General features: G+C 37.5%; 22 protein-coding genes and 2 riboswitches. Of the genes, 5 read left to right on the forward strand and 17 right to left on the reverse strand.

From position 1 onward, the window contains the following. Positions 1-429: 429 nt before the first annotated feature. The 11 genes from ACIQ2D_RS19480 to ACIQ2D_RS19530 all read right to left on the reverse strand — a co-directional run bounded on the left by ACIQ2D_RS19480 (position 430) and on the right by ACIQ2D_RS19530 (position 14,786). Positions 430-1,734 (reverse strand): NCS2 family permease, encoded by a 1,305-nt coding sequence (locus ACIQ2D_RS19480; RefSeq protein WP_402866974.1) that lies wholly within the window; start codon positions 1,732-1,734, stop codon positions 430-432. A gap of 122 nt (positions 1,735-1,856) precedes the next feature. Further along, positions 1,857-1,958: riboswitch (purine riboswitch) on the reverse strand. Between the two features lie 449 nt (positions 1,959-2,407). Continuing rightward, on the reverse strand, positions 2,408-3,667 hold the full coding sequence (locus ACIQ2D_RS19485) for an MFS transporter (protein WP_402866975.1): 1,260 nt from the start codon (positions 3,665-3,667) through the stop codon (positions 2,408-2,410). Positions 3,668-3,762: 95 nt separating this feature from the next. Continuing rightward, the gene (locus ACIQ2D_RS19490; RefSeq protein WP_402866976.1) at positions 3,763-4,401 is read right to left on the reverse strand and encodes a TetR/AcrR family transcriptional regulator; all 639 of its coding nucleotides are present in this window, start codon (positions 4,399-4,401) and stop codon (positions 3,763-3,765) included. A gap of 635 nt (positions 4,402-5,036) precedes the next feature. Then, positions 5,037-5,186, reverse strand: a complete 150-nt coding sequence (locus ACIQ2D_RS19495) for a hypothetical protein (protein ID WP_053594876.1) — start codon at positions 5,184-5,186, stop codon at positions 5,037-5,039. 366 nt (positions 5,187-5,552) lie between these two features. After that, positions 5,553-7,106 (reverse strand): glutamine-hydrolyzing GMP synthase, encoded by a 1,554-nt coding sequence (gene guaA / locus ACIQ2D_RS19500; RefSeq protein WP_402866977.1) that lies wholly within the window; start codon positions 7,104-7,106, stop codon positions 5,553-5,555. A gap of 155 nt (positions 7,107-7,261) precedes the next feature. Continuing rightward, a riboswitch (purine riboswitch) is annotated at positions 7,262-7,363 on the reverse strand. 35 nt (positions 7,364-7,398) lie between these two features. Further along, positions 7,399-9,582: a DUF4129 domain-containing transglutaminase family protein gene (locus tag ACIQ2D_RS19505; protein WP_402866978.1), complete on the reverse strand. Its 2,184-nt coding sequence runs from the start codon at positions 9,580-9,582 to the stop codon at positions 7,399-7,401. Beyond that, positions 9,579-10,760: a DUF58 domain-containing protein gene (locus ACIQ2D_RS19510; RefSeq protein WP_402866979.1), complete on the reverse strand. Its 1,182-nt coding sequence runs from the start codon at positions 10,758-10,760 to the stop codon at positions 9,579-9,581. Before ACIQ2D_RS19510 ends, ACIQ2D_RS19505 begins: the two co-directional genes overlap by 4 nt. Continuing rightward, positions 10,757-11,701 carry an AAA family ATPase gene (locus ACIQ2D_RS19515; protein WP_402866980.1) on the reverse strand — a complete coding sequence of 315 codons (945 nt, stop codon included), beginning with the start codon at positions 11,699-11,701 and terminating at the stop codon, positions 10,757-10,759. Before ACIQ2D_RS19515 ends, ACIQ2D_RS19510 begins: the two co-directional genes overlap by 4 nt. Positions 11,702-11,980: 279 nt before the next feature. Beyond that, positions 11,981-12,301 carry an NAD synthetase gene (locus ACIQ2D_RS19520; RefSeq protein ID WP_402866981.1) on the reverse strand — a complete coding sequence of 107 codons (321 nt, stop codon included), beginning with the start codon at positions 12,299-12,301 and terminating at the stop codon, positions 11,981-11,983. A 172-nt stretch (positions 12,302-12,473) separates the two neighbouring features. Next, positions 12,474-13,301, reverse strand: a complete 828-nt coding sequence (gene nadE / locus ACIQ2D_RS19525) for an ammonia-dependent NAD(+) synthetase (RefSeq protein ID WP_402866982.1) — start codon at positions 13,299-13,301, stop codon at positions 12,474-12,476. A 15-nt stretch (positions 13,302-13,316) separates the two neighbouring features. Beyond that, positions 13,317-14,786 carry a nicotinate phosphoribosyltransferase gene (locus tag ACIQ2D_RS19530; protein WP_402866983.1) on the reverse strand — a complete coding sequence of 490 codons (1,470 nt, stop codon included), beginning with the start codon at positions 14,784-14,786 and terminating at the stop codon, positions 13,317-13,319. Between the two features lie 313 nt (positions 14,787-15,099). Between ACIQ2D_RS19530 and ACIQ2D_RS19535 the strand changes: the two genes are divergently transcribed. Together ACIQ2D_RS19535 and ACIQ2D_RS19540 are read left to right on the forward strand one after the other, a co-directional pair. Further along, positions 15,100-15,441 (forward strand): P-II family nitrogen regulator, encoded by a 342-nt coding sequence (locus ACIQ2D_RS19535; RefSeq protein WP_402866984.1) that lies wholly within the window; start codon positions 15,100-15,102, stop codon positions 15,439-15,441. 14 nt (positions 15,442-15,455) lie between these two features. After that, positions 15,456-16,751: an ammonium transporter gene (locus ACIQ2D_RS19540; protein ID WP_402866985.1), complete on the forward strand. Its 1,296-nt coding sequence runs from the start codon at positions 15,456-15,458 to the stop codon at positions 16,749-16,751. A 48-nt stretch (positions 16,752-16,799) separates the two neighbouring features. Here ACIQ2D_RS19540 and ACIQ2D_RS19545 read toward each other — a convergent pair whose 3' ends face one another. Beyond that, positions 16,800-17,300 carry a methylated-DNA--[protein]-cysteine S-methyltransferase gene (locus ACIQ2D_RS19545; protein ID WP_402866986.1) on the reverse strand — a complete coding sequence of 167 codons (501 nt, stop codon included), beginning with the start codon at positions 17,298-17,300 and terminating at the stop codon, positions 16,800-16,802. Positions 17,301-17,678: 378 nt separating this feature from the next. Here ACIQ2D_RS19545 and ACIQ2D_RS19550 point away from each other — a divergent pair, with 378 nt between their 5' ends. The 3 genes from ACIQ2D_RS19550 to ACIQ2D_RS19560 all read left to right on the forward strand — a co-directional run bounded on the left by ACIQ2D_RS19550 (position 17,679) and on the right by ACIQ2D_RS19560 (position 20,282). Next, positions 17,679-18,410: an ABC transporter ATP-binding protein gene (locus tag ACIQ2D_RS19550; protein ID WP_402866987.1), complete on the forward strand. Its 732-nt coding sequence runs from the start codon at positions 17,679-17,681 to the stop codon at positions 18,408-18,410. Further along, positions 18,407-19,162 (forward strand): ABC transporter permease, encoded by a 756-nt coding sequence (locus tag ACIQ2D_RS19555; protein WP_402866988.1) that lies wholly within the window; start codon positions 18,407-18,409, stop codon positions 19,160-19,162. The genes ACIQ2D_RS19550 and ACIQ2D_RS19555 overlap by 4 nt, the downstream gene beginning before the upstream one ends. A 145-nt stretch (positions 19,163-19,307) precedes the next feature. Next, positions 19,308-20,282 (forward strand): proline dehydrogenase family protein, encoded by a 975-nt coding sequence (locus ACIQ2D_RS19560; RefSeq protein ID WP_402866989.1) that lies wholly within the window; start codon positions 19,308-19,310, stop codon positions 20,280-20,282. 175 nt (positions 20,283-20,457) lie between these two features. Here the strand turns inward: ACIQ2D_RS19560 and ACIQ2D_RS19565 are convergent, their stop codons facing one another. The 5 genes from ACIQ2D_RS19565 to ACIQ2D_RS19585 all read right to left on the reverse strand — a co-directional run bounded on the left by ACIQ2D_RS19565 (position 20,458) and on the right by ACIQ2D_RS19585 (position 24,842). After that, positions 20,458-21,174 carry a 3-ketoacyl-ACP reductase gene (locus ACIQ2D_RS19565; protein WP_402866990.1) on the reverse strand — a complete coding sequence of 239 codons (717 nt, stop codon included), beginning with the start codon at positions 21,172-21,174 and terminating at the stop codon, positions 20,458-20,460. 90 nt (positions 21,175-21,264) lie between these two features. Then, entirely contained in the window at positions 21,265-21,870 is a 606-nt protein-coding gene (locus ACIQ2D_RS19570) for a response regulator transcription factor (protein ID WP_053584759.1), read from the reverse strand. Positions 21,871-21,904: 34 nt separating this feature from the next. Next, entirely contained in the window at positions 21,905-23,059 is a 1,155-nt protein-coding gene (locus ACIQ2D_RS19575) for a sensor histidine kinase (RefSeq protein WP_483869754.1), read from the reverse strand. A 142-nt stretch (positions 23,060-23,201) separates the two neighbouring features. Then, positions 23,202-24,227 carry a Delta(5) desaturase DesA gene (gene desA, locus ACIQ2D_RS19580; protein ID WP_402866991.1) on the reverse strand — a complete coding sequence of 342 codons (1,026 nt, stop codon included), beginning with the start codon at positions 24,225-24,227 and terminating at the stop codon, positions 23,202-23,204. A gap of 111 nt (positions 24,228-24,338) precedes the next feature. Beyond that, positions 24,339-24,842: a GNAT family N-acetyltransferase gene (locus tag ACIQ2D_RS19585; RefSeq protein ID WP_402866992.1), complete on the reverse strand. Its 504-nt coding sequence runs from the start codon at positions 24,840-24,842 to the stop codon at positions 24,339-24,341. Positions 24,843-25,006: the final 164 nt, after the last annotated feature.

Raw genomic sequence — 25,006 nt, forward strand, 5'->3', positions numbered from 1 at the left:
GTCCTGAGCCAGGATCAAACTCTCCATAAAAGTAGTTTGAAAGCTCATTAGCTTTGCTAGCGTATCAACTAAAAGTTGATATCTATTTATTACTTGTGTTTCGTTCGCTAACATAGTTGTTAACTACTAAAAACGTTATTGATTACGTTTTGCTTGTTCAGTTTTCAAGGTTCATGTTCGTTACTTGTTTAAGTAACTTTTTATACTTTAACATGTCGTTAACTTGTTGTCAACTCTTTGTTTTATTTCGTTTTGTTGTTCGCTTGTTATCGTAACAACGTGATTAAATATATCATCTGCATTATCTCTTTGCAATAGTTTTATTGAAGTAAAATTATTCAGTAAATAACAAAAAGAGTTCCTTCTATATAATAGCAAAAAGAAAAATCCCTACACGATTTGAAATCGAGTAGAGATTTAAGTTTCAAACTATCGAACCCAAATAAAGTATGCTAGGAATACGAAGAATAAACCGTACATCATTGGGTGAATTTCTTTTTTACGTCCCGCTAATAACATTGTTATTGGGTAGAATACAAAACCAATTGCGATACCAGTTGCGATTGAATAGCCAAGAGGCATCATCAAAACTGTAAAGAAAGCTGGTACTGCGATCTCAAATTTATCCCATTCGATTAAACGAAGTGATGAAACCATTAGAACACCTACAATAACAAGTGCCGGAGCTGTTACCGCAGGAGTAACTACCGCAAGTAACGGCGAGAAGAATAAAGCTATTAGGAATAATATTGCCGTTACAACTGCTGAGAAACCAGAACGCGCACCTGCTGCTACACCCGAAGTTGATTCTACATATGCTGTAGTAGTTGACGTCCCGAATAAAGAACCGATTGTTGTTGCTAATGCATCAGCCATAAGTGCACGGCTAGCACGTGGTAATTTGTCATCCTTTACTAAACCAGCTTGTGTTGCAACAGCCATTAATGTACCCGCTGTATCAAAGAAATCTACGAATAAGAAAGTTAAAACAACTACTAGGAATTTAACATTAATTAATGAACTGAAATCATTCCTAATTGGCTCAAGCGCAACACCAAACGTACTTTCTACACTTGGAATTGCTGAGACAATTGCTGTTGGTGGTGCAATAACACCGAAAATCATACCAACAATTGCTGTAATAACCATACCTACGAAAATACCAATACTACGGAATTTTAGTAATAAGATAACAGTTATGAAAATACCAAATACAGCCAATAACGTTCCACCAGTAAAACTACCTAGTGCTACAAGCGTTGCATCGTCATTAACGACAATTCCCGCATTTTGCAAACCAACAAAAGTAATGAATAAACCGATACCAGCTGATACTGCATATTTAAGTTGCGCTGGAATAGCATTAATAACTGTTTCACGAATCCCTGTCAACGAAAGGACGATAAAAATAAGCCCTGAAAATAATACACCAGTTAAAGCTGTTTCCCAAGGGATACCATACGCACCTACTACCGTAAAGGCGAAGAAGGCATTCAGACCCATACCCGGTGCCAATGCAATCGGGAATTTAGCGAAAATACCCATAATTAGCGAACCCACCGCTGCAGCTAACGCTGTTGCTACGAAAACAGCTCCTTTATCCATCCCGGCAGCTTCAAGAATTCCCGGGTTAACTGCTAATATATAAGCCATTGCTAAGAACGTTGTAATACCACCGATTATTTCGCGACGATAATTCGTACCAAGCTCCTCGAACATGAAATACTTTTTCATTTATAAATCCTCCGTGTTGTCGTCCGCAACATCGAATACAAAAAAAGACACGCTGACTACTAGTCGCATGTCTACGATATACTTCAACACTTCCAGAGTGTGAAGTATTTTAGTATAAATACATTTGTATAATACTAAATCGTAGTCAAGTTATTTACGGTAACTTGGTAGAAACTTACGGGCCTTATCCCCGACATTATACGACGACTTATTTAATTTACAAGAGTAATATAACATTTCAGTTTTTAGATTTCAACCCTATTTCCGAACATTAAAGAAAATAATAACACGAAGGTTCGTTTAAATTCCGAATAGATTGTTCACTTTTTTTACAAATTCAACTAAATATACTCTGTTATTAAGGTTTAGATACTTAGCGTAACACTATACTTTTTTTATTCTCAACGGTAGGACACCCTATTCTTAACCAAATCAAATAGTTCGTGATTTGCCCCACATCTCTTACTGTCATTTCGTCATTTTTTACGGAAGTAACTAAACTATAAATGTTATAATTATCGATTCCCTTACTCAATTGTTACAGGTGATATAAAAAGCACAACCCCTTAATTTACAAGAGTTTGTACTTTACATATTTCATTCTATTCCCACTCATATATTAGGAGATGGCTTTGGAGTAATATCAAACCAAGTGCACTACTTTGCTATTTTATTATTCATTCACTACACGTAACTGCTTCGTCTTCAGTTTAGAAAGGTACTGTTTTGTAAGAAGACCTAAAAATAATTCCACAATAATTGCAAATAAGACAATGATATAAATCTGATTTGAAAAACGATCAAACAGAATACCATACACAGACTGCCCAATTGGATAAGAACACATCACAATTGTCCCTATAATAGCACTTATTTTTCCAAGCATTTCATTTGGTGTTTCACTTTGAATAAATGTTTGCGCAAAAATCGAAAAAATCCCCACAGAAGCTAAGCATAAAAAAGCACTCATACAAATCACAACGTAAGCAAACATTGGATGTACGTTTAGACCTGATACAATAGCTATTGGTAATAGAACAATTCCACCTAACAAAATAAATAGATAAGCGTTATAAATAGTATATTTTTTTGATGCCCAGCCAATTAAAAGCCCCGCTGCAATGGACCCGATTGCTAGGAAGCTTTCTGCAATACCATACAGTTGAGAACTCAAGCCAAGTTGTACTTTTATAATATAAGGTAAACCAATCATGATCATTGATGAGAAAAACAGATTTATTCCACCAACCACTAATAAAATTTTAAATACAATCGGATTATCCTTTCTAATAAATTGAAGTGCTTGCTTTAAATCGGTAACAACTGTATCAAATATCTTCCCATTTGATGCTTGCTTCGCAAAAGGAATATGAATAAACGCTTCTAATACTGCAGACATACCAAACGAAACTGCACTAACTATAACAATCACTTTTAAGTCAAAAAAACCATACAGCATGCCACCTAAAATAGGTCCTAAAAAGTTTGCTAAAGCGTTCACTTGCATTACAACTCCATTTGCTTGTAACAAATGATTGCTATCTATCATTATAGGAACACTCGATTGTACAGCGGGTTGATACATTGATTGAATAATAGAAAGAATAATCATCATGCTCGCTACTAACAAAATAATATGGTCACTCCCCATTTGTGTGACAAACAAGATACACACTAATGAAGTTATAACGTCTAAACAAACCATGATATTTCTTCGATTCACACGATCTGCTAATACACCACCAATAGGGGATAACAAAATTGTCGGAACCATTGAGACAGCTAAAACACTTCCAAAAGCAGTAGCTGACCCTGTTACGTCCAACACATACAGCGATAATGAAAAACGCAAAATTGAATTTCCAAACAAAGATATAATCTGCCCAATAATTAATAAAGTAAAATCTTTTTTAAAGAGTTCACTCTGCTTCATATAAATTTCCCCCATTCTTTTTTAAAGGTAACTCAACAAACCGACTAGCGGTATGTTAATAGGTAATAGAAAACCACCTATACAAAGGCAGCTTATTATTTGGATACGTTATTTAAATAACGATGTAAAATAGCTAATACTTCTTCATCGATAAATGGTACACCAAGTTGATCAGTAAGATGTTTAAAATATAAAATTTTTCGTTTTAAATCATCCTCACTGTGCTCACTTATCATTGGATTGACCCAAACATTGATTAATAATAATATGACTTCACTGGCACTTCTGCTATCCTCTACATGAATTGAACCATCATTTTTCCCTTCTTCAATTAGTTCTTGAAATAATGGTACTCCTCGTTTCATAGTACCATTCAAAATCATACTAACGAATTTAGGATTATCCAATAAAGGGCTTGCTACTTTGTCAAATTGTTGCTTTTCGAAATTCTCCAACTCGTTACAAAAGATCTTTTTTAATTTTTGTAAACCATTTAAATTCTTCTCCTCCTTAATCTTACTGAATATGTTTCTATCTTCAAATTTCTTATCACCAATTGCCTCTAGAATTTCTTCTTTAGATTTAAAATGATGATAAATTGCCCCCTTGCTCATTCCCAGTTCATTAATAATGTCTTGAATTGTAGTTTGTTCATATCCCTTTTTTAAAAATAGGCGATATGAAATACTAAGAATTTGTTCAACTGTTTTTTCAGGATGTTTATTTCGAGCCATGCTTTCCGCCTCCATACATACCAATGGTATGTATGGAGGATATCACCTCACAATAAATTTGTCAACAATAACCAAATAAACAGGCTAATCTTTAATAAAGATACAAACTAAAAAACTCAAAAATCTTCTATCTATCAGGTTTTCGAGGTTAAAAATCCCCACCCCATTTATCACCTGAAATTTTCACTTTTACAAAGCCTAAGAAAGGTATATACCTAACGAATAAAACGTGAGGATAATTATCTTTTCACTTATAGTCTCACAAAAATAAAACAAGACCACATAAATAATGCTCATGTCACTTCTTCTACTTCTTCATTGCCAAATGAATGAATCATATATTCCTTACAGCGTTTCAAACAATACATACAAATTTCAATATACTTCGATTTATGAGCCCAAATCTCTTGATTCAATTTAAAATCATCAACCATCTCAATAATTCCAGGAAAAAAAACTCACTTTTATTTGGTTAAAAAACGCTAATAAAAGGGAGGAATGGATATCTGATGATGAGTTTTTTGTCACCGAATCTGAAATTTAGGAGAATAATAATCTCTATCATCAATTGAAAAAAAGAACTTCGAATAAGAAAAACATAGGGAGATTTTAGTCTTCCTATGTTTTCATTCATACTATTTATCTGTTTGTTCTTGCTTCTTTTTCAAATACTCCGCACGTATTTTTTCAAGTTGCTGCTTTTTATCAAATTTGGCAGGCTTGTGTTTTTCATGATACTTTGTCACAGCTACCTTACCTTTGGTATCCAATTGATATTTCCCCACATGGTTCACCTACTTTTCTTGTCTTAAAGAGAATCTATTCAACAAATATAATATACCTTATTTTACTGAAGTAAACCTTTTTACTTTATTAGTGTACCGCTTAACCTTGTATATATCAGTAAAAACTTAGTAAAATAATTCATAGCCAAATGGTATTCATTATACTTATCTTTACGATCTTAAATTTGCTGATTCATTTTAAAGTCATCAATCAAGTCGCTAATTTTAACTAAAACAAAAAACCTCTTTTAGTTATTTGTTATAAATAACTAAAAGAGAGTTTAATTTTTGAAAAATAAATAGTTGTACGTTAATCATTGATATGACTGCGTTTATAACCTATTTAGTTTATATTGCTGAACAGTCCTATTCCCACTCAATCGTTGCTGGTGGCTTAGATGTAATATCATACAGTACGCGGTTAACGTGTTTTACTTCGTTTACTAGGCGTACAGAGATTTTCTCTAATACATCCCAAGGGATACGTGCCCAGTCAGAAGTCATACCGTCGATTGACGTTACCGCACGGATACCGATTGCATAGTCATACGTACGTGCATCACCCATTACACCAACTGAACGAATGTCAGGTAGCACCGTGAAGTATTGCCAGATATCGCGATCAAGGCCGGCTTTTGAGATTTCTTCACGTAGGATGAAATCAGCCTCACGAACGATTTCAAGTTTTTCTTCCGTTACTTCACCAAGTACACGAATACCTAGACCAGGACCTGGGAATGGTTGACGCCAAACGATTTTTTCATCAAGACCAAGTTCTAAACCAAGTGCACGCACTTCATCTTTGAATAACGTTTTAAGTGGTTCGATTAATTTGAATTGCATATCTTCTGGAAGACCACCAACGTTATGGTGAGATTTAATTGTTTGTGCAGTTGCTGTACCAGATTCGATGATGTCTGTGTATAGCGTACCTTGTGCTAAGAAGTCCATACCTTGTAATTTAGAAGCTTCTTCATCAAATACGTAAATGAATTCGTTACCGATAATTTTACGTTTTTTCTCTGGATCAGAAACGCCAGCAAGTTTCGCCATGAAGCGCTCACGTGCATCGATTTTAATAAGATTCATATCAAAATCTTCAGTGAATGTTTTCATAACTTGTTCAACTTCACCTTTACGGTTTAAGTTGTGGTCTACGAACATACAAGTCAGTTGGTCACCGATTGCTTTGTGAATCAGTACTGCAACAACTGAAGAGTCTACGCCACCTGAAAGGGCACATAAAACTTTTTTGTCGCCAACTGTTTCACGAATTTTAGCGATTTCAATCTCGATAAAGTTCGCCATAGACCAGTCGCCTTTAGCTTCACAAACATCGAAAACGAATTGACGAAGTAAGTCATTTCCGTATACAGAGTGACGTACTTCTGGGTGGAATTGAACTGCATATAATTTACGTTCAACATTCGCCATTGCAGCGATTGGACAAGAAGCACTTGTTGCGATCACTTCAAAGCCTGCAGGCACTTCAGTTACATGGTCACCATGACTCATCCACACAATTTGTTCAGTTGGTAAATCACCGAATAATTTGTTAGCAGCTGTAACTTTAATTTCTGCTTTACCATATTCGCGTGTTTCAGCGCCTTCAACTTTACCACCTTGTGTATGCGCCATTAATTGCATACCATAGCAAATACCTAAGATCGGTAAACCTAATTCAAAAATAGCTGGGTCTACAGTGAATGCTTTTTCGTCATAAACTGAGTTTGGACCACCTGAGAAAATGATACCCGCTGCGTTCATGTCTTTAATTTCTTCCGCTGTAATTGTGTGTGGGTGTAATTCACTGAAAACACCAAACTCACGGATACGACGCGTAATTAATTGGTTAAATTGGCTACCGAAGTCTAGAACAACGATTTTTTCTTGCTCTTTTAATAAAGGGCTAGCTGACAAAATTTCCACCTCTTCTACTATTTATAAAGTTCGCTCTACATTTAAGTTTCACAGAAAAACGCGTAAGAAAGTAAAAACTCCCTACGCGTTCATAAGTTCTAGATTCATAAAGGCGAATGCGTAGTAAAGTGATTCACAAATAACTTTTCACTTACCGCAAAAACATTCACCTTCATAGAGAGGCCTTTTGAGGTGGCCTCGTAGAAACATTCGAACCTTATTTCCGAACTTATATGAAAGCAATCTTATTAATGTTTAATTTTTTTAATTTTACTCTTTGTGTCTACTAAAATCAACCGATTGTACGATTGATTAAATATTCCCAACTTTCTTTTAGCTCAACAAAATCAATATCTTGTGGTTGATTACTATAAATATGTTGTTCATAAACTGACGTTAACTTCTTCATTTCCTCGGTCTCTAAGGCTGCATCTACTCTTTCTGCAAACGCCCGTAAAGTTTCACCATCTCTTCGACGCAGACCAATACGAGAAAGCTGCTTCGTTAATACATGGTAAGATGAATCAAATGTTGACCAGTCCGCTTCCTTTTTACGATACGAACGAACGTGCATTTTCGGTATCCATGTTTTACGCTGAACAAATAATGTGATGAGTGCAATTACTACTAACAAAATAAACGCAACCCATACATACGTGTGCCCTTTCAGCCAAGTCGTAATTGCCTTAATGTTAAACACTGACCCCGATGTATCTTTTTTCGCTTCCGAACTTTCCTTTTGTGGCTTCGGTTGTTCCGCTGGTTGCTCTGGCTCTTCTAAAGAATTAGTATCTATTTCTAAATCATAATCAATATTTGCCGTACCAGAAAAACCAATTGTCGGTTCGAACTCGATCCAGCCTGTACCTGGCACATAAGCCTCCACCCAAGAATGAGCATTGTCATTTGTCACTCGATATTCACTTATACCATCAGATTGCGACCCCGCATTCCCAGGTGCAAATCCCTTTACCCAGCGAGCAGGAATCCCAATTGACCGTAACATAACAATCATTGACGTAGAGAAGTGATCACAATAACCTATTTTGGTATCAAATAAAAACTGATCCACAAAGTCTTGTCCCTCTCCTGGAATTGTGGCTGCTTTTTTATCATAGGCAAAGCCACTTCTTGAAAAATAACTTTCAATCGCTTTGATTTTTTCATAGACTGTTTCTTTACCTTCAGTTAACTCTATTGCTAGATCTTGAACTCTTTGTGGCAATGAGCTTGGCAATTGTAAAAAACGATTATAAGAAGAATTTAGTGTTTCCAGCATAGACGGATCTGACATGCGTAGTTGTTGCATGCTATATTCTGGTTCGCTGTACGTTAAAGTATAATTTTTTAGCGCTTTATCTTCTCCCGTAGGCTGCTTTGTCAATATTTTTTCAGTTTGATTAGACTTAACATACATTGTCTCTTCATTCGATTCGACAGATTTCATACCATAAGTTTGGATTAAAAACGGCATTGGTATCGCTATGTTCATGTCAATTTGGCTTTCATTTTCAGGCTGACCCACCTGTAACGTCGTTTGGATAAATTCATTATCAAAATAACTATCCACGCTACTCACTTGAACATTATATTGAATCCAACCCTTCGAAGTATAAAAATCCTTCGTTTCTATTCGCCAGTAGTGACGATCGCGAGAGGAAGCCGTAAAAACAAGTGTATCGTCACCATTAAATGGCCCACCTAACTGACTATCGTCTTCACCATAACCAACTGTTTTCTTACCTTCCCCAGACTCTCCTTGACCAGTCACACTTTTAATAAACGGTACCGGATCAGCCCAGGTCGGTCCTATTTTCGGTAAAAACAGCGCAACGATACTCACCATTACGACCATCACTACCATTGGCACAAGCATTTGCCAGTTGGCAAGTAAATTATGCGATGCATCACTCTTCATCAAAAGTCGTTTGACGAAAAGCACACCCGTCATCACTAATCCTAGTACAACTACTTTCACAATGGCAGCTGAGCCATCATACTCACTAAAAGTATCAAGTGTTGCGATGAAAAATACTGTCAGGGCAAAGAAATAGAAAATATTCATACGTACAGTAATCCAATGATGAATTAAATACACAAGCATCCAAATAAGTGCTAAAAACAATACTGTTCTAAACGTATTCGATACTCCCCCAAAATCCCCCGAAAATATCGCTGTTATATTCCACTTCAATTCACCAAATAGAAACGGTATTGTCTCTTGTGAGAAAACAGAATTGCCACTATATGCGAACACTACAAACCATGCGATATAGCCCAACTTTACAATACCAGATAAAAGCGGGTGCACTTCAAACAGACTAAGCGCTAATGATAAACCGATAAACACCAAAAACAAATGCAGCAAACCGGTATTTGTGAGTTCCATCACCGGCACAAGCCACTCTCTTAAAATAAAGAAAATAATAATATACGCAATTGTTAATTCAATAAAATCCTTAAATGACTTTTTCACGGCTTCATCACCTCCGTGAATAAATGATAATAATCATTGGGCTTTACATGCACAATTTGAATTTGCTTATGACGTTGCGCAGCCTCCAACAAAATGGGTGGTTGCTCAGTCACAACAAAGCAAATACAACTTTTCACTACATTCGCAAGGGTATGTAACAACTCTTCTGAAATATCGCTCGTTACATATAATAGCGTCGCAATATGCTTAAAACTTTGTTGACCACGCAGATTGACAGTCGCATTTTCAAGCGGCTTTACCGCTGCTAAATGATGCATTACCTGATCAAGTTGCTTTTCACTTTGAATCAATGGAAACACTTTCGTTTTATCACCAGTAGAGACGAAGGATATATCACCTCGACCGCGCACAATCGTTTGTACCATCGAAGCCACAAGTTCAATTTTCTCTTCGAACAGCGGCGAAGCATCCGCATTTAACATCAACAATACCTCTTGCGATTGACGGTCTTCAAACTCCTTCGATTGTAGTGTTTGTGTTTTCGCAAATGATTTCCAATGAATCCATGAAAAACGATCACCAGGTACATACTCCCGTAATCCTACCGCCATCGAAGTATCCTTAACGACTGAATACGGCGACATCATAGTCCCAATATCAAATTTTGTTTGTAAAGCGACATATTTTATTTCTTTAACACGTGGATAAACTAGAATCATTTGCTCTTTTTCTACTAAAATACGCTTTTGAGCCCAACCAAAAAAATCACAAAAGACAATCTCTACCCCTAAAAATCGATGTTCCCCGCGGGGTAAATTTTCTAGTGTATAGCTCCATTCGAATTTTTTCTTAAATCCGACTAATTTGAGTGCACTCGTACCTTGTACCTTTGATTTGACAAGTTCCTCATTACTAACTAGCTCTTCTACCATCATATAGACAAATGGAAAATACGTTTTTCGTTCTACACTTACTGTTACTTTTGCCGATTGCCCACTTTCCACTCGAGAAGGTTCAATTTTTCGTTCTACACGATAAACGTCTTCTTTCACTAGCAAGAAAATAAATGAATACAATAAAAAAGGACTCACTGTAAAAAATACAAACCAACTCACAAAGCTACCTTGGAACATAGCAAAGCAGAACGTAATAATCATGAGCAAGCTCACTAATAGAAAGTGCTTACTCTTTTCATAAAGGGCTCGCCATTTCATCATTGTTCCGCAAACCTTTTTGTTGGTACAGGTACTTTAGCAATAATACGTTCAATAATCTCCGCTGCTGTTACACCGTCATAACGCGCATCTGGCTTTAGCATCAAGCGATGACTAAAGACAAATGGCGCTAAATATTGCACATCGTCTGGTGTCACGTAACTACGCCCTTTTATAAATGCATAAGCCTGCGAGGCCTTCATTAACGCGATAGACGCACGCGGACTAACACCTAAGTAGACATAGCTATCCTGTCTTGTTTGTGAAGCAAGCTCCACCATATATTTTTTAACGGAATCCTCAACATATACACCTAACACAAGTTCTTGTAACTCGATTAATTGCGCTACCGATAATACCGCTTGTATCTTTTCAATAGGTGCACCATTTTCCGCACGACGTAGTATCTCTACTTCCTGTTCTTTTGCGGGGTACCCCATTCTAATTTTCAATAAAAATCGATCCAGTTGCGCTTCTGGTAAAGGATATGTTCCTTCATATTCAATCGGATTTTGCGTTGCCATTACAAAGAATGGTTGCGCAATTTTCAACGTATTACCGTCGATTGTAACAGACGCTTCTTCCATTCCCTCAAGTAAAGCTGACTGTGTTTTTGGTGATGTACGATTAATTTCATCAGCTAATACGATATCGCCCATAATCGGACCAGGACGAAACTCAAATTCCATTGTTTTCGGATTATAAATCGACACCCCCACTACATCTGAAGGTAGTAAATCAGGCGTGAACTGGATACGCTTAAATTGTGCATCAAACGATTTTGCTAGCGCACGTACCATCATCGTCTTGCCGACCCCCGGCACATCTTCAAGTAACACATGACCTTTCGCAAGTAGTGCCACTATGCTCAACTCTGCCATCTCTCTTTTACCAATCATTACTTTTTCTATATTCTCTAACACAGCCTGTATTTGTGTATTCATAAATCAAAAAACCTCCCCATCCAAGCACCATAATTATTAGAATCGCTTGATAACTTACTTTAAGCATAACGAAAACAGTTAGGTAACACAATAAAAGAAGGATTATCTGATATATATTTCCAGATTAATCTATCTATAGTATTTAGAACGACCTCATTTCTATAATGTTCCAATTTAATTTGTTTCAACCATATTTTTATGTATTTCAAAATAATATCGCGAACAAAAATAAAAGCCCTCTACGTCGTTCACCTCGACGCAGAGGGCTTTCTCGATAACTTATATAGAAGAGCGGTAACTATTTAGACGCTTCTGTTGCTTGTTAATACGACTAAGCTTTGCCGCAGTTTCAATCATATCAGTTCTCATTTGCAAGTCATTTCCACTATCAAAATAAACTTCCGCTAGGTTACCTATTATTCGCTGTTGTTTCTTTTGCTTTAAATTAACCGCTTTGGCACCTTTATTGTGCATCATATTTTTCTTAAATTGTTGTTTTGGATTTTGCCCAAAATTATGGCTAATATCACCAGCGTGTAAATATTGTTGCTCATTACGAAAAATACTACTAGTCGTTGCACTTACTCTAGAAGTCCTCATTTAAGTTACCCTCCTTTGCTTTTTTATTCACCTTGTAGGTATTTATATCGACATTATATGCTAGAAATTAAGTAAACAGAACCAACCGAACCAATAAATTATATAAAAATTTCTTCTTTTAAGTAAAAAAGTCAGTAAGCTACTAGAGCTTACTGACTTTTAAGAACTATTTTCATTTCCAGAAATCATCAAAAATCGTAATTGGCAGATGTCGTTTATGTTGCGAACGTAGATAGAAATTCTCTAAAGTTTTTCTTGCTTGCTCAGGAATTCCCTTACCCTCAAGGTAATCATCAATATGATCGTACGTTACACCTAGTGCTTCCTCGTCCGGTAACGACGGGCGTTCTTCCTCTAAATCCGCCGTTGGTACTTTAAGATATAGATGCGGCGGACAATCAAGTTCTTTTAGTAATTGTTTCCCTTGACGTTTATTTAGACGATAAATTGGCATTAAATCCGCACCACCGTCTCCAAACTTTGTATAGAAACCTGTGATAGCTTCTGCGGCATGGTCTGTACCAAGTACAACTCCACCATTCATTGCAGCAATTGAATACTGCACCTTCATACGTTCACGTGCTTTTTCATTCCCTTTAGCAAAATCACTAAGTTCTACACCAGCTACCGAAAGAGCATGAACACTCGCATCGACCGCTTCTTTAATGTTAACTGTATATGTTTTTGTCGGCTTAATGTAGTCAATTGCATCCTGACAGTCCTGTTCATCCGCCTGAACTCCATACGGTAAACGAACAGCCCAAAATGAATATTTCGCTTCACCAGCTTCTGCATTTAATTCATCCACCGCAAGTTGCGCGAGCTTCCCTGTTAACGTAGAATCTTGTCCACCAGATATACCGAGAACAAAACCTTTTACGAAGCTATATTTACGCGCATATTCTTTCATAAAATCAATGGATTTACGTATTTCAGCTTGAACATTAATCTCTGGTAATACTCGTAGCTCTTGGATCACTCGTTGTTGTAATGCTGACATGTCACTTGCCACTCCCTACTCTTTTACAATTTTATTGATCATTTCCGTAACTTCTTGAATATTACGCATCTTATTATCCCAACACTTTTGACTTAAATCGACTGGATATTCTTCCGGATTCATCGCACGCTTATATTCATCCCATAAAAGGTCTAAATTATTCGTAGCATACGTACGCATTTCTTCCAGTGTCGGGTTTTGATAAGTCACTTCTCCGTTTGTAATGACTTGCTCATGTAAATTTTTCGCCTTAAAGTTTGTCACGAATTTGGACACGAATGTATGCACTGGATGGAACATTTTGATGCGTTCCTCTGTCTGAGGATCTTCATCATGCATCGTAATGTAATCGCCCTCCGCCTTACCATTTTCAAGATCAATAATACGGTAGACATTTTTCAAACCAGGTGTTGTAACCTTCTCGGCATTCGCTGATATTTTAATTGTATCTTGTAGTTCGCCAGCTTCATTTTCGATTGCTACCATTTTATAAACAGCACCTAAAGCTGGTTGATCATAAGCTGTAATTAGCTTTGTCCCAATGCCCCACATATCTACGCGAGCACCTTGAGCCTTTAAATTTAAAATTGTGTACTCGTCTAAATCATTAGAAACAACAATTTTTGCATTAGGGAAGCCAGCTTCATCTAACATGCGACGGGCTTCTTTTGAAAGGAATGCGATATCGCCGCTGTCTAAACGAATACCAATAAAGTTTATTTTATCCCCAAGTTCCTTTGCCACTTTAATAGCTGTTGGTACCCCAGATTTTAATGTATTGTACGTATCCACTAAGAACACACAATTACGGTGACGTTTTGCATATGCATGGAACGCATCATAATCATTTTTATATGCTTGCACTAAAGCATGTGCATGAGTACCCGACACTGGTATGTTGAACAATTTCCCTGCTCGCACATTACTTGTCGATTCAAACCCACCAATAAAGGCCGCACGTGTACCCCAAATTGCCGCGTCCATTTCTTGTGCGCGGCGCGTACCGAACTCCATTGCTGTCTCATTTTTCACAACTTGTTTAATACGGCTTGCCTTTGTAGCAATCAGCGTTTGATAGTTCACAATATTGAGCAATGCCGTTTCAATTAGTTGTGCTTCTACTAAAGGCGCTTCAATACGTACAATTGGTTCGTTTGCAAAAACAAGCTCCCCTTCTACCATTGAATACATATTCCCTGTGAATCGAATATTTTTCAAATAATCAATGAAGTCCTCTTTGTACCCAACTTCTTCTCGTAAGTACGCAATATCCGAATCGCTAAAGCGGAAGTTACGCAAGTACTCTAGCATGCGCTCCAACCCCGCAAATATGGCATAGCCATTGCCAAATGGTAATTTTCTAAAATACAATTCAAAAATCGCTTTTCTATTATGTACGCCATCCGCCCAATAGGACTCTGCCATATTGATTTGATATAAGTCCGTGTGTAGCGCTAAGCTATCGTCTGCATAATTTGATCTCATGAGAAATTCCTTCTTCCGCTTTCATAATTAGTCCTAGTATACACCATTTGTCCATTTTCTTGCGTTTAACATCTCATAAAGTTAGATGTCATATCTCCTTACATTAATATTCAGAAAATTTAAAATTGTTCACATTTATGACACAAATTTTAGTACCGCTTTCATTCCTTTTATAAAAGCTTTTCTATAAAACTATTACGAGAGTCGAAACAATTAATGTCATATTTCCTTACATACGAATCGAAATAACAATTGCTACCTTCACCTTGTAGCTTTAATATGTAAATTAAATTAACGCAAGGAGCTGGTGCTGATGAAAAAAATAGAGGCAGTCATTCGTCAAGAGGTTTTCGGTCTTGTTCGTGACGGACTTGCAAAAGAAGGTATTTCAGGTTTAAGTATTTCTGAAATCGCTGGATGTGGCCGTCAATTAGGGCGCACGGGGTTATTCCGCGGGAACTCATATGAAATCGAATTTTTACCAAAGCTAAAATTAGAAATGGTTGTAGACGACGAAAAAGTAGAGGCCATTGTGGAAGTCCTATTACGTGATGCAGTAACCGGTAAAGTTGGGGACGGTAAAATCTTCATTTATCCTGTAGAACAGGCGATTCGTATCCGTACTAAAGAAGTCGGATCGGTTGCAGTAGAATAGAGGGGGCGATAGGTATGGAAGAAGTTATATTATCAGTCAATTTAGTGTGGGTTATGCTCGGGACGATTTTAGTATTCTTTATGCACGCAGGGTTTGCGATGGTGGAGGCAGGATTCACACGTTCCAAAAATGCAGTCAATATTATTATGAAAAACTTCATTACAATTTCACTTGGTGGTATCGTTTATTTCTTATGTGGATATGCAATTATGTTCGGCGATACTGCCGGTGGTTTTCTCGGAACAAGTGGTTTTGCTTTAAATGGCGTAGAGGATATCGGCTTCTTCATCTTCCAAGCTATGTTTGCCGCAACAGGTGCTACAATTCTATCAGGTGCAGTAGCTGAACGTACGAACATTATGGCCTATATAGGTGTTGTAGTTTTAATGACATTATTCGTTTATCCTGTTGTCGGTCACTGGATTTGGAGTGGTAGCGGATGGTTAACTGATCTTGGTTTTGTAGACTTCGCAGGCTCAACAGTTGTTCATTTAACTGGTGCAGTAGCAGCATTTGTAGCCGCTGCTATGATCGGGCCTCGTCTTGGGAAGTACGGGGATGGTAAAGTCAATGTTATTAAAGGTCACAGTATTCCTCTTGGTGCATTAGGGGTATTCATTCTTTGGTTAGGTTGGTTTGGATTCAACGGTGCTTCAACATTAGCAGCAGATCCTGCGACAGTTCCTGGTGTTATCGCGAATACATTCTTCGCTGCAGCAGCTGGTGTGGTAGCAACTGCTTTCTATACAAAATTCCGTTACGGTCATATCGATGGCTCGTTAACACTAAATGGTGCATTAGCTGGTCTAGTAGGAATCACAGCTGGTGCAGCAAATGTAAGCATTATAGGTGCTATTTGCATCGGTATAATCGCAGCTCCGTTACTAGTTGAAGGTGTACGCTTCATTGAATGGAAGTTAAAAGTTGATGATCCTGTAGGGGCTATCGCAGTTCACGGTATTTGTGGTATTTGGGGTACACTTGCAGTTGGACTATTCGACATCGGTGGTCAAGGCTTATTCTACGGCGGTGGCATTAGTTTACTAGGCGTGCAAGCCATTGGCGTATTAGCTACTATTGCATGGGTAAGCGTGACTGTCACAGGTGGTCTATTCCTTATAAAATTGTTTGTACCACTTCGCGTATCGAAAGAAGAAGAAATCGCGGGTCTTGACGTAATGGAACATGGTACGCCAGCTTATGAATATCAAGAAATCTTCAAAAGCTCTGCATTACGTAACGAATCATTTGCACAACGTTTAACTCATATCGGTAAACCTCAAAGCGTGCAAGAAGAACATGTATCATAATAGTTAATGATAAGGAGTGGTCTCAACAGTGTTTTGAGACCACTCCTTTTATTTTCGTTCTAATTGAAGTAAAAATTCTTTCATCGGAATACCACTTCGAAAACCAGTCATTTTTCCATTCTTCCCAATCACTCGGTGACAAGGGATAATGGCCAAGATAGGATTAGCACCAATAGCTGCACCGACTGCACGCACAGCTTTCGGATTCCCAATCATTTCGGCAATCCCTGAATATGAAGTCGTCGTTCCATAGGGTAATTCTTTTAATGCATCCCAGACAGCCAATTGGAATGGCGTTCCCTTCACATGAATCGGCAAATCAAACTCTCTCAGCTCACCTTTAAAATAATCCTCTAACTGCTCGATATATTGCGCTACTTTTTCGCTACTTTCTTCAAATGTATAGTTTTTGAACGGCTTTTTCGCCCAAACCTCAACTTCCTCAAATGATGCATCTGGTGTACCGATATAAACAATCCCTTTATCAGAAGCAACTACAAATAAATCCCCTAATTTACTACGTAGCGTATCATAATATAAAATGTCCATCACAACATCCCCTTTACTTTTAGTATAAAACGCAAGACACACTTTAACACGAATTTTTACAGGAAATGAAACTAATCGAATCATCACCCAAAGATTGGTTAACATATTAATTACAACGTTTGTTGATTGGAGTGGAGCCAGCGTGACTCCTTGGGGATTAGCGTCACAGGTAAAACCCAGGAGCGAGTGAAGCGGCATACCGGATGCCCCTGGAAAGCACGCTAGCGAACGGAAATAAACTCCTAGTTATGGTGATGGACCATAAAGTAATTTTTCAAGCCACACTATTTGTTCATCACTTGTTCCCTACACCATTTTAACTTTTCGTGCTACAGTGTTCTTAGTTATTGTAACCCGTAAAGTAAAGGAGTTTCACAAATGAATATCACCTACGAACCTGCTATTCACTTCCAACAAGTCAGTTTTTCTGTAGACAAATTACTGATTTTAAAAAACATTACCGGTTCAATTCCAAAAGGGAAAATTACGACACTTGTCGGGCCTTCTGGTGCTGGCAAGACAACCTTATTAAAAATGTGTAATGGTTTACTATCACCAACAACTGGCACGATTTTTATCGACGATAAGCCGATTAATTCCTACGAACCAACTACTTTACGTAGACATGTAGGCATTGCTCTTCAATCTGCACCAATGATTGCTGGCACAGTTTTCGACAACCTCTCCTTACCTCGATCTTTACAAGGAGAAAAACTAACACAACAAGAGGCTATTCAACATTTACAAGATGTTGGGCTCGATGAAAGCTTCTTGCAACGACCAGCTAGTGAATTATCAGGTGGTCAACGACAAAAAGTATCAATAGCCCGTACCCTTATCAATAAAACGTCTATATTACTGTTAGATGAAATCACGTCCGCACTCGATCGCCAATCTGCACTGGATATCGAAGCACTTATTTTAACTGTAAATAAAAAATACAACGTCACGATAATTTGGATCACACATAATTTACAGCAAGCTCTTACAATCGGGCACTACACATGGGTAATGATGGACGGCGAGCTCATTGAAACTGGAGAAAGTTCTCTACTGAACGCACCAAAAAACCCCCGTGTCACTGAATTTGTACAGGGGGTCAATGCATGACATACGCAACACTTTCACTAACACTCATTTTCGTATTCATTCCCTTGTTATTATCCAAAGCATTAAAGCTCGGACTTGAAAAGGACACGATTATTGCCACAGTACGCTCTGTTATTCAATTACTTGCGGTTGGCTTTATTTTAAAATTCGTCTTCGATTCAGGCAGTGTTATTTATATTATATCGATGATTGCACTGATGATTTTTGCAGCGACTTTAAATGCTCGCAAAAAAGGAAAAGCCATCAAAGGTATTACATGGAAAATTGCCTTGACGCTTATCGTGGTAGAAATCGTGACACAAGGTGTATTACTTGGTCTTGGGATCATTCCAGCCACAGCACAGTACATTATTCCGATCAGTGGGATGTTAATCGGAAACTCAATGGTACTGTCAATTTTATTTTTAAATCGATTTACAGCTGAAATTACCAGTCACCAAAATGAAATTGAGCTTATTTTATCACTCGGTGGAACCCCCAAACAGGCGATCCATCGACAGTTAACAAACTCAATTAAAGCAAGTATGATTCCGACAATCGAAAGCCAAAAAACGATTGGTCTTGTGCAATTACCAGGCATGATGAGTGGTCAAATTATCGGAGGTGCCGATCCAATTCAAGCAGTACAATTCCAAATTCTAATCATTTTTGCACTACTTACAACCGCTACATTATCAAGCATACTAATTGGCTTTTTAAGCTATCCAACATTATTCAATGAGCGTATGCAAATGCTTAAAGCAAACAATTGATAAGGTGTAAATCATTACATTTTTTCCAAATGTGATATACTAAAAATAAAATTGCTAAAGCTATCATCTATACCCAAACAGCACTGCTTAAGGATGAAGCTTTAGCCTATTCACAGAATAAAAAAATGCAGTGAGGAGAATGATTATGTTGTTACGCGACTTTTTCATCCAATTATCTGAGAACGACTTATTAAACAGTACCGCTAAAAAATACGGCCCTAAATTAGGTGCACAGAGTGTAGTAGCTGGTACAAATATTGAAGAAACTATTGCAAGCATCAAAGAATTAAATGCGCAAAATATTTCATGTACTATTGATAATCTAGGAGAATTTGTTTCAAGCGAAGAAGAAGCAACTAAAGCGAAAGAGCAAATCCTCGCTGTCATTGATGCGATTCACGAAAATGATTTAAATGCTCATATTTCACTAAAACCTTCTCATCTTGGCTTAGATATCGACGTTGATTTTTGCTATGACAATTTATATGAGATTGTTGAAAAAGCAGCTTCATATGATATTTTTGTAAACTTCGATATGGAAAACTATGATCGTCTGCAAACATCATTTGATATGGTAGAGGAACTTTCAAAAACATTTGATAATGTCGGTACAGTTATTCAATCTTACTTTTACCGCGCTAAAGACGATATTGAGAAATTCCAAAATCTTCGTCTGCGTATTGTGAAAGGTGCATACAAAGAACCTGTAGAAGTAGCTTTCCAAAATAAATTAGACATCGATTTAAACTTTATTGATCTTATTGAGTATCATTTGTTAAACGGCAAATTTACGTCAATCGCGACACATGACCACAATGTCATCGCACACGTAAAACGCTTTGTTGCCGACAACAATATCCCAAATGATAAATTTGAATTCCAAATGCTTTATGGCTTCCGTACAGATATGCAAAATGCACTTGCCAAAGAAGGCTATAACTTCTGCGTATACGTACCATTCGGCGAAGACTGGTATGGCTACTTCATGCGTCGTCTAGCAGAACGCCCTCAAAATATTAATCTGGTAACAAAAAAAGTGTTTACGAAAAAAACGAATACCGTCCTCGCTGTAGCAGCAGGGGCATTCGTTCTTGGGCGCTTAACAAAACGTAATAAATAATATATCGACGCCTTACCGTTTATCTCGGTAAGGCTTTTTATTTTTCCGGATGTGGCTAGCTGATGATCTTCTCAAAAAAAACGGAGTGTTCCTCACAACATCGGCTCACTCCACAACACTTCTTCCCACAAAAAAATGTGACGAGATTAATACCTCGCCACACACAAAACGCAAATTAAGGATTTGTTGACCAAAGACCAGCATGTTTTAAAACAACACGTGGATGTAATTTTAACTGTGCCACCATTAACTCTGCAAGATCTTCTGCTTGCATTACTTTTTCTGGGTTGCCATCAGTTAGCTGTAATTCAACTGCCATATCTGTTGCTACCGTACTTGGCGTTAATGTTACAACACGAATATTATGTTTACGTACTTCTAACATTAATGATTCGCTCATTCCGATAACCGCTGCTTTTGACGCACTATAGGCACTTGTAATAGGCGCACCTTTTTGACCTGCTGTCGATGAAATATTAATGATATCTCCAACTTGGCGTTCAATCATTTCAGGTAATACAGCACGAGTTGTGTAATATACACCTTTCACGTTAACATCTACAATATTCGTCCATTCTTCAGGTGATAGTTCTAAAAACTTACCGAAATTTGCAATCCCAGCGTTATTTACTAAAATATCAATCGCACCTAATTCAGCACGAATATTTTCAACTGCTGTTGTAATAGATTCTAAGTTAGCTACATCTGCTGTAGCAATTGCCACTTTCACATCGAAATCTTTTAATTCTTCTGCGACGTTTTGTAAGTTTTCTAATGTACGTCCTACTAAACCTACGTTAATGCCTTCTTTAGCAAATGCAATGGCAGTTGCGCGACCAATGCCACGTCCGGCACCTGTAATTATTGCTGTTTTTCCAGAAATTGTTTGCATACTTTTTCGCTCCCTTATTTATCTTCATTAAAGGCAAAACCTCTACGCCTTAGCTTACAGCGCACATGCTTAAAAGTACACAGTTTGGCTTTACTTATTCCAACCTTTTTCTTTAAAGCGCGCAATAGCCTCAATCCTATTACCAACATGTAACTTTTCCAAAATCGTGGAAATATAATTACGTACCGTACCAGCTGATAGAAATAACTCCGCCGCAATTTCTTTTGTCGTTTTACCTTCAGCAACAAGTGTTAGCACTTGGCTTTCACGCTCTGTCAATGGATTTTCACTATCATCCTCGTAGACAAAATCCACAAGCTCAGGCGCGTAGATCCGTTTACCATCTATGATTGTGCGAATTGCACTGACTAATTCTTCAATTGGGCTGTCTTTTAATAAGTAGCCACGAACACCCGCTTTTCGTGCACGTTCAAAATAACCGGGCCTCGCAAATGTCGTTAAAATAATGACTTTACAATCCGAACCATGCAATTCCTCCGCTGCATCGAGTCCCGTCTTTATAGGCATCTCAATATCCATAATACAAATATCCGGTTGATGCTCACTTACAAGTGCCAATGCCTCTTCCCCATTTTTTGCTAAGCCGACAACTTCCATATCATCTTCCATACTTAGCAACGAACGAAGTGCTCCTAAAAGCATTCCTTGGTCTTCAGCAATTACGATTCGAATCATGTCGTTCACTTCCTCATTTCATTTATTTAATACCTTAAGTTCTATGCAAATCTTCTATTTTCTCACTTACTTTTTGGTGGGTAATCGTCACAGGAATAGATATCGTTAGCGTTGTACCTTCTCCACCCTCAATTTTGAATGACCCATTGATAAATTCTAGACGCTCCCGCATGCCATTTAAGCCGTTCCCTGATTTTAAAGCATGCTTATTTGCAATTCCTTGCCCATTATCACGTACGACTAAATATACTTCTTTGAAGTTTTGATGGAATGCAATTTCACATTTCGTTGCACCACTATGCTTCACGACATTCGTTATAGCTTCTTTCAAACACATCGATAGTACATTTTCTACAAGCGGTGGCACATGTAACGTATCAATATCTCCGTCAAAGAGAAGTTCCATTTCAGCCGCTTTTAAAATTTGGGAAACACGCATCATCTCATCCTCAAACTTTGCAGTACGCATATCCGCTACCAATTCACGTACTTCTTTTAAAGCAATACTCGCGGTTTGGCGAATGTCTTTAATTTCCGTTAGTGCTTGCTGTGGATCTCGCTCTATCAATCGTGCCGCTAAATCACTTTTTAACCCAATCATAGATAATTTTTGGCCAAGTGTATCGTGTAAATCACGCGCAATTCGTTGACGTTCTTCAAAGATGATTAACTCTCCAATTCGTTCATTCGCTGTTTCTAATTGGCCCTCTAAATTATCACGTTTATTTTTCGAATAAATCGTTAGTGGTAATAACACAACCGCTAAAATCGTTATTACGACAAATGGTAGCTGCGATAAAAACAGGTGCAATTCTACAAAGAATCCAAATACTGTTGATAAAACTGTGAATCCTATATGTAGCCCGTACATGATGTAAAATCCAACCGGTCTCCGAATATTACCTATGAACACAGCTGTAAAAATCGACAAATATACGTAACCATATAAAACTGTTAGCGCAATATTAATCACCATTTCAAAGCTAATCCACATATAGACGAGCCCATTTTTAGCATTTACAGAAAATCTGTAAAATATGAAATACAACATTAAAAACGTGATGCCAATTGAAATTTCAATGTACGAAGACTTCTTAAAAATAAAGAAAAACGGTAAAAAACAAAAAATAATCCATAAATATATACTGAGCATTGGACTATTCGGAATAATACTATGCCACTTTCTCATCGTTGCCTCACAATCTTTCCTACTTTTCCACTTATTATATCAACGAATAGCGGAATGTGCTCGTTTCCACTGTCACGCACTAAACAATTCGCACCTTACGTAAAACAGCCATCCCAAGAAGAGATGACTGTGCTTTATCTTATTAAGCAGCTATACTGCCTTTACGTTTTATCGTTTCTTTGACTTCTTTAAACGAAACAAACTTACGAAGTTCTTCATCATACAATTTGTAACGTAATGATTCTAAACTTGTACGTATTGTAATTGTCGTCGCTGTGTGAAGTGGCGGTGTTTCATTGTGTGCTTTTTCAAGGTTATAGTTTGGTACACGTGGTGCTAAATGATGTACATGGTGGAAGCCAATGTTCCCTGTTGCCCACTGTAATATTTTCGGCAATTTATAGTAAGAACTACCTTCAACAGCCGCTTTGACATAATCCCATTCTGAATCATGCTCAAAGTAAGAGTCTTCGTACGTATGTTGAATGTAGAATAACCAAATTCCTAATGATCCTGCGACAAATAATGTCACACCTTGTACCAATAAAAATGCTTGCCAACCTAAGAAGTAAATTAAAGTTGCACAAACTACTGCAAGTATAACATTCGTTACATGTGTATTAACGCGCTCTTTTGTCTTTGCATCCTTACGGTTCCCTCGATTTAATATAAATACCATGAATAGCGGCCCTAAGCCAAACATTACAAATGGATTACGGTAAAAACGATACCATAAGCGTTGTCCTTTTGATGCTTCTAAATATTCTTCTACTGTCATCATATCAATATCGCCAATACCACGCTTATCTAAGTTCGAACTTGTTGCGTGGTGAATTGTATGCTCACGTTTCCATTTTTCGTATGGGAATGATGTTATTACGCCCGTTACTAAGCCAACCCAGTCGTTTGCTTTTTTACTTTTGAAAAATGAACCGTGTGTACAATCATGAAAAATAATAAACGTTCTTACGACAAACCCAGCTGAAATTACGCTAAGCCCCGCAGTTAGCCACGGTGAGTAATCTACAAGCATATAGCCTGCAATCCAAAGTACAAACAGTGGTACCATCGTATTTATCATTTGGAAAACACTTTTACCTGTATCTGATTTCGCAAATGGCGCTACGTCTTGACGCAATTTTTTTGTTTTTTCTTTATCTGTTGCCATCCCATTTCCCTCGTTTCATATTTTCTTATGACCTCATCATAAAACAAGCATATAAGGTGTAACAGATGCAAACATCATAAAAAGGATATGACAAATGTCATATCCTTCTAATTATCTCTCTTTTGGACCCGGCAAATACAGTTGATAAAATACTAAATCTAGCCATTGGTCGAATTTAAAGCCTGCATTTTTTATGGTTCCGGCATATTCAAAGCCTAGTTTTTCATGCGCTTTAACACTACCAAGATTTTCACCATCAATGCCCGCTACAAGTGTTTTCACACCTTTTTCCTCTGCAATACGAATAAGTTCACGCAGTAGCTTAGTTGCAATCCCTTTTTGATAATGCTCTTTATGCACATATACCGAATGCTCCATTGTATATTTATAACCCGGATACGGTCGGAACTGACTATATGTAGCAAAGCCAGCCACTTCTCCATCTTCTTCAAAAACAAGCAGCGGATACCCTGCTACCTTACGCTCTGCAAACCATTGCTGTTTCTCTTGGATCGATTGCGGTTCATACATATACACTGCCGTGTTCGTTAAAATTATATCATTATAGATTTCTAAAACTCCGGGTAAATCTCTCTCTTCCATTGGTCGAATCATTTTTCACACTCCTAAGAAAACTACTAAAGTTTCAGTTCACCCCTTGGTTTCTAAAACAAAAGTAGACAAGATTACTCTTTACCTAGACTTTAAGATAAAACAATGGCTGTCCAATAAGTCACTTTAAGCAGAACAACTTGCTCTCTATATGGTATAAATCCACT

The sequence above is a fragment of the Lysinibacillus sp. NPDC097287 genome, assembly GCF_044761695.1.
Lineage (GTDB): Bacteria > Bacillota > Bacilli > Bacillales_A > Planococcaceae > Lysinibacillus.

Bases quoted from the DNA above. Each gene is read 5' to 3' on its own strand.
- ACIQ2D_RS19480 (WP_402866974.1), bottom strand. From the start codon at position 1,734: ATGAAAAAGTATTTCATGTTCGAGGAGCTTGGTACGAATTATCGTCGC.
- ACIQ2D_RS19485 (WP_402866975.1), bottom strand. From the start codon at position 3,667: ATGAAGCAGAGTGAACTCTTTAAAAAAGATTTTACTTTATTAATTATT.
- ACIQ2D_RS19490 (WP_402866976.1), bottom strand. From the start codon at position 4,401: ATGGCTCGAAATAAACATCCTGAAAAAACAGTTGAACAAATTCTTAGT.
- ACIQ2D_RS19510 (WP_402866979.1), bottom strand. From the start codon at position 10,760: ATGATGAAATGGCGAGCCCTTTATGAAAAGAGTAAGCACTTTCTATTA.
- ACIQ2D_RS19515 (WP_402866980.1), bottom strand. From the start codon at position 11,701: ATGAATACACAAATACAGGCTGTGTTAGAGAATATAGAAAAAGTAATG.
- ACIQ2D_RS19520 (WP_402866981.1), bottom strand. From the start codon at position 12,301: ATGAGGACTTCTAGAGTAAGTGCAACGACTAGTAGTATTTTTCGTAAT.
- nadE (WP_402866982.1), bottom strand. From the start codon at position 13,301: ATGTCAGCATTACAACAACGAGTGATCCAAGAGCTACGAGTATTACCA.
- ACIQ2D_RS19530 (WP_402866983.1), bottom strand. From the start codon at position 14,786: ATGAGATCAAATTATGCAGACGATAGCTTAGCGCTACACACGGACTTA.
- ACIQ2D_RS19535 (WP_402866984.1), top strand. From the start codon at position 15,100: ATGAAAAAAATAGAGGCAGTCATTCGTCAAGAGGTTTTCGGTCTTGTT.
- ACIQ2D_RS19540 (WP_402866985.1), top strand. From the start codon at position 15,456: ATGGAAGAAGTTATATTATCAGTCAATTTAGTGTGGGTTATGCTCGGG.
- ACIQ2D_RS19545 (WP_402866986.1), bottom strand. From the start codon at position 17,300: ATGGACATTTTATATTATGATACGCTACGTAGTAAATTAGGGGATTTA.
- ACIQ2D_RS19550 (WP_402866987.1), top strand. From the start codon at position 17,679: ATGAATATCACCTACGAACCTGCTATTCACTTCCAACAAGTCAGTTTT.
- ACIQ2D_RS19555 (WP_402866988.1), top strand. From the start codon at position 18,407: ATGACATACGCAACACTTTCACTAACACTCATTTTCGTATTCATTCCC.
- ACIQ2D_RS19560 (WP_402866989.1), top strand. From the start codon at position 19,308: ATGTTGTTACGCGACTTTTTCATCCAATTATCTGAGAACGACTTATTA.
- ACIQ2D_RS19565 (WP_402866990.1), bottom strand. From the start codon at position 21,174: ATGCAAACAATTTCTGGAAAAACAGCAATAATTACAGGTGCCGGACGT.
- ACIQ2D_RS19570 (WP_053584759.1), bottom strand. From the start codon at position 21,870: ATGATTCGAATCGTAATTGCTGAAGACCAAGGAATGCTTTTAGGAGCA.
- ACIQ2D_RS19575 (WP_483869754.1), bottom strand. From the start codon at position 23,059: ATGAGAAAGTGGCATAGTATTATTCCGAATAGTCCAATGCTCAGTATA.
- desA (WP_402866991.1), bottom strand. From the start codon at position 24,227: ATGGCAACAGATAAAGAAAAAACAAAAAAATTGCGTCAAGACGTAGCG.
- ACIQ2D_RS19585 (WP_402866992.1), bottom strand. From the start codon at position 24,842: ATGATTCGACCAATGGAAGAGAGAGATTTACCCGGAGTTTTAGAAATC.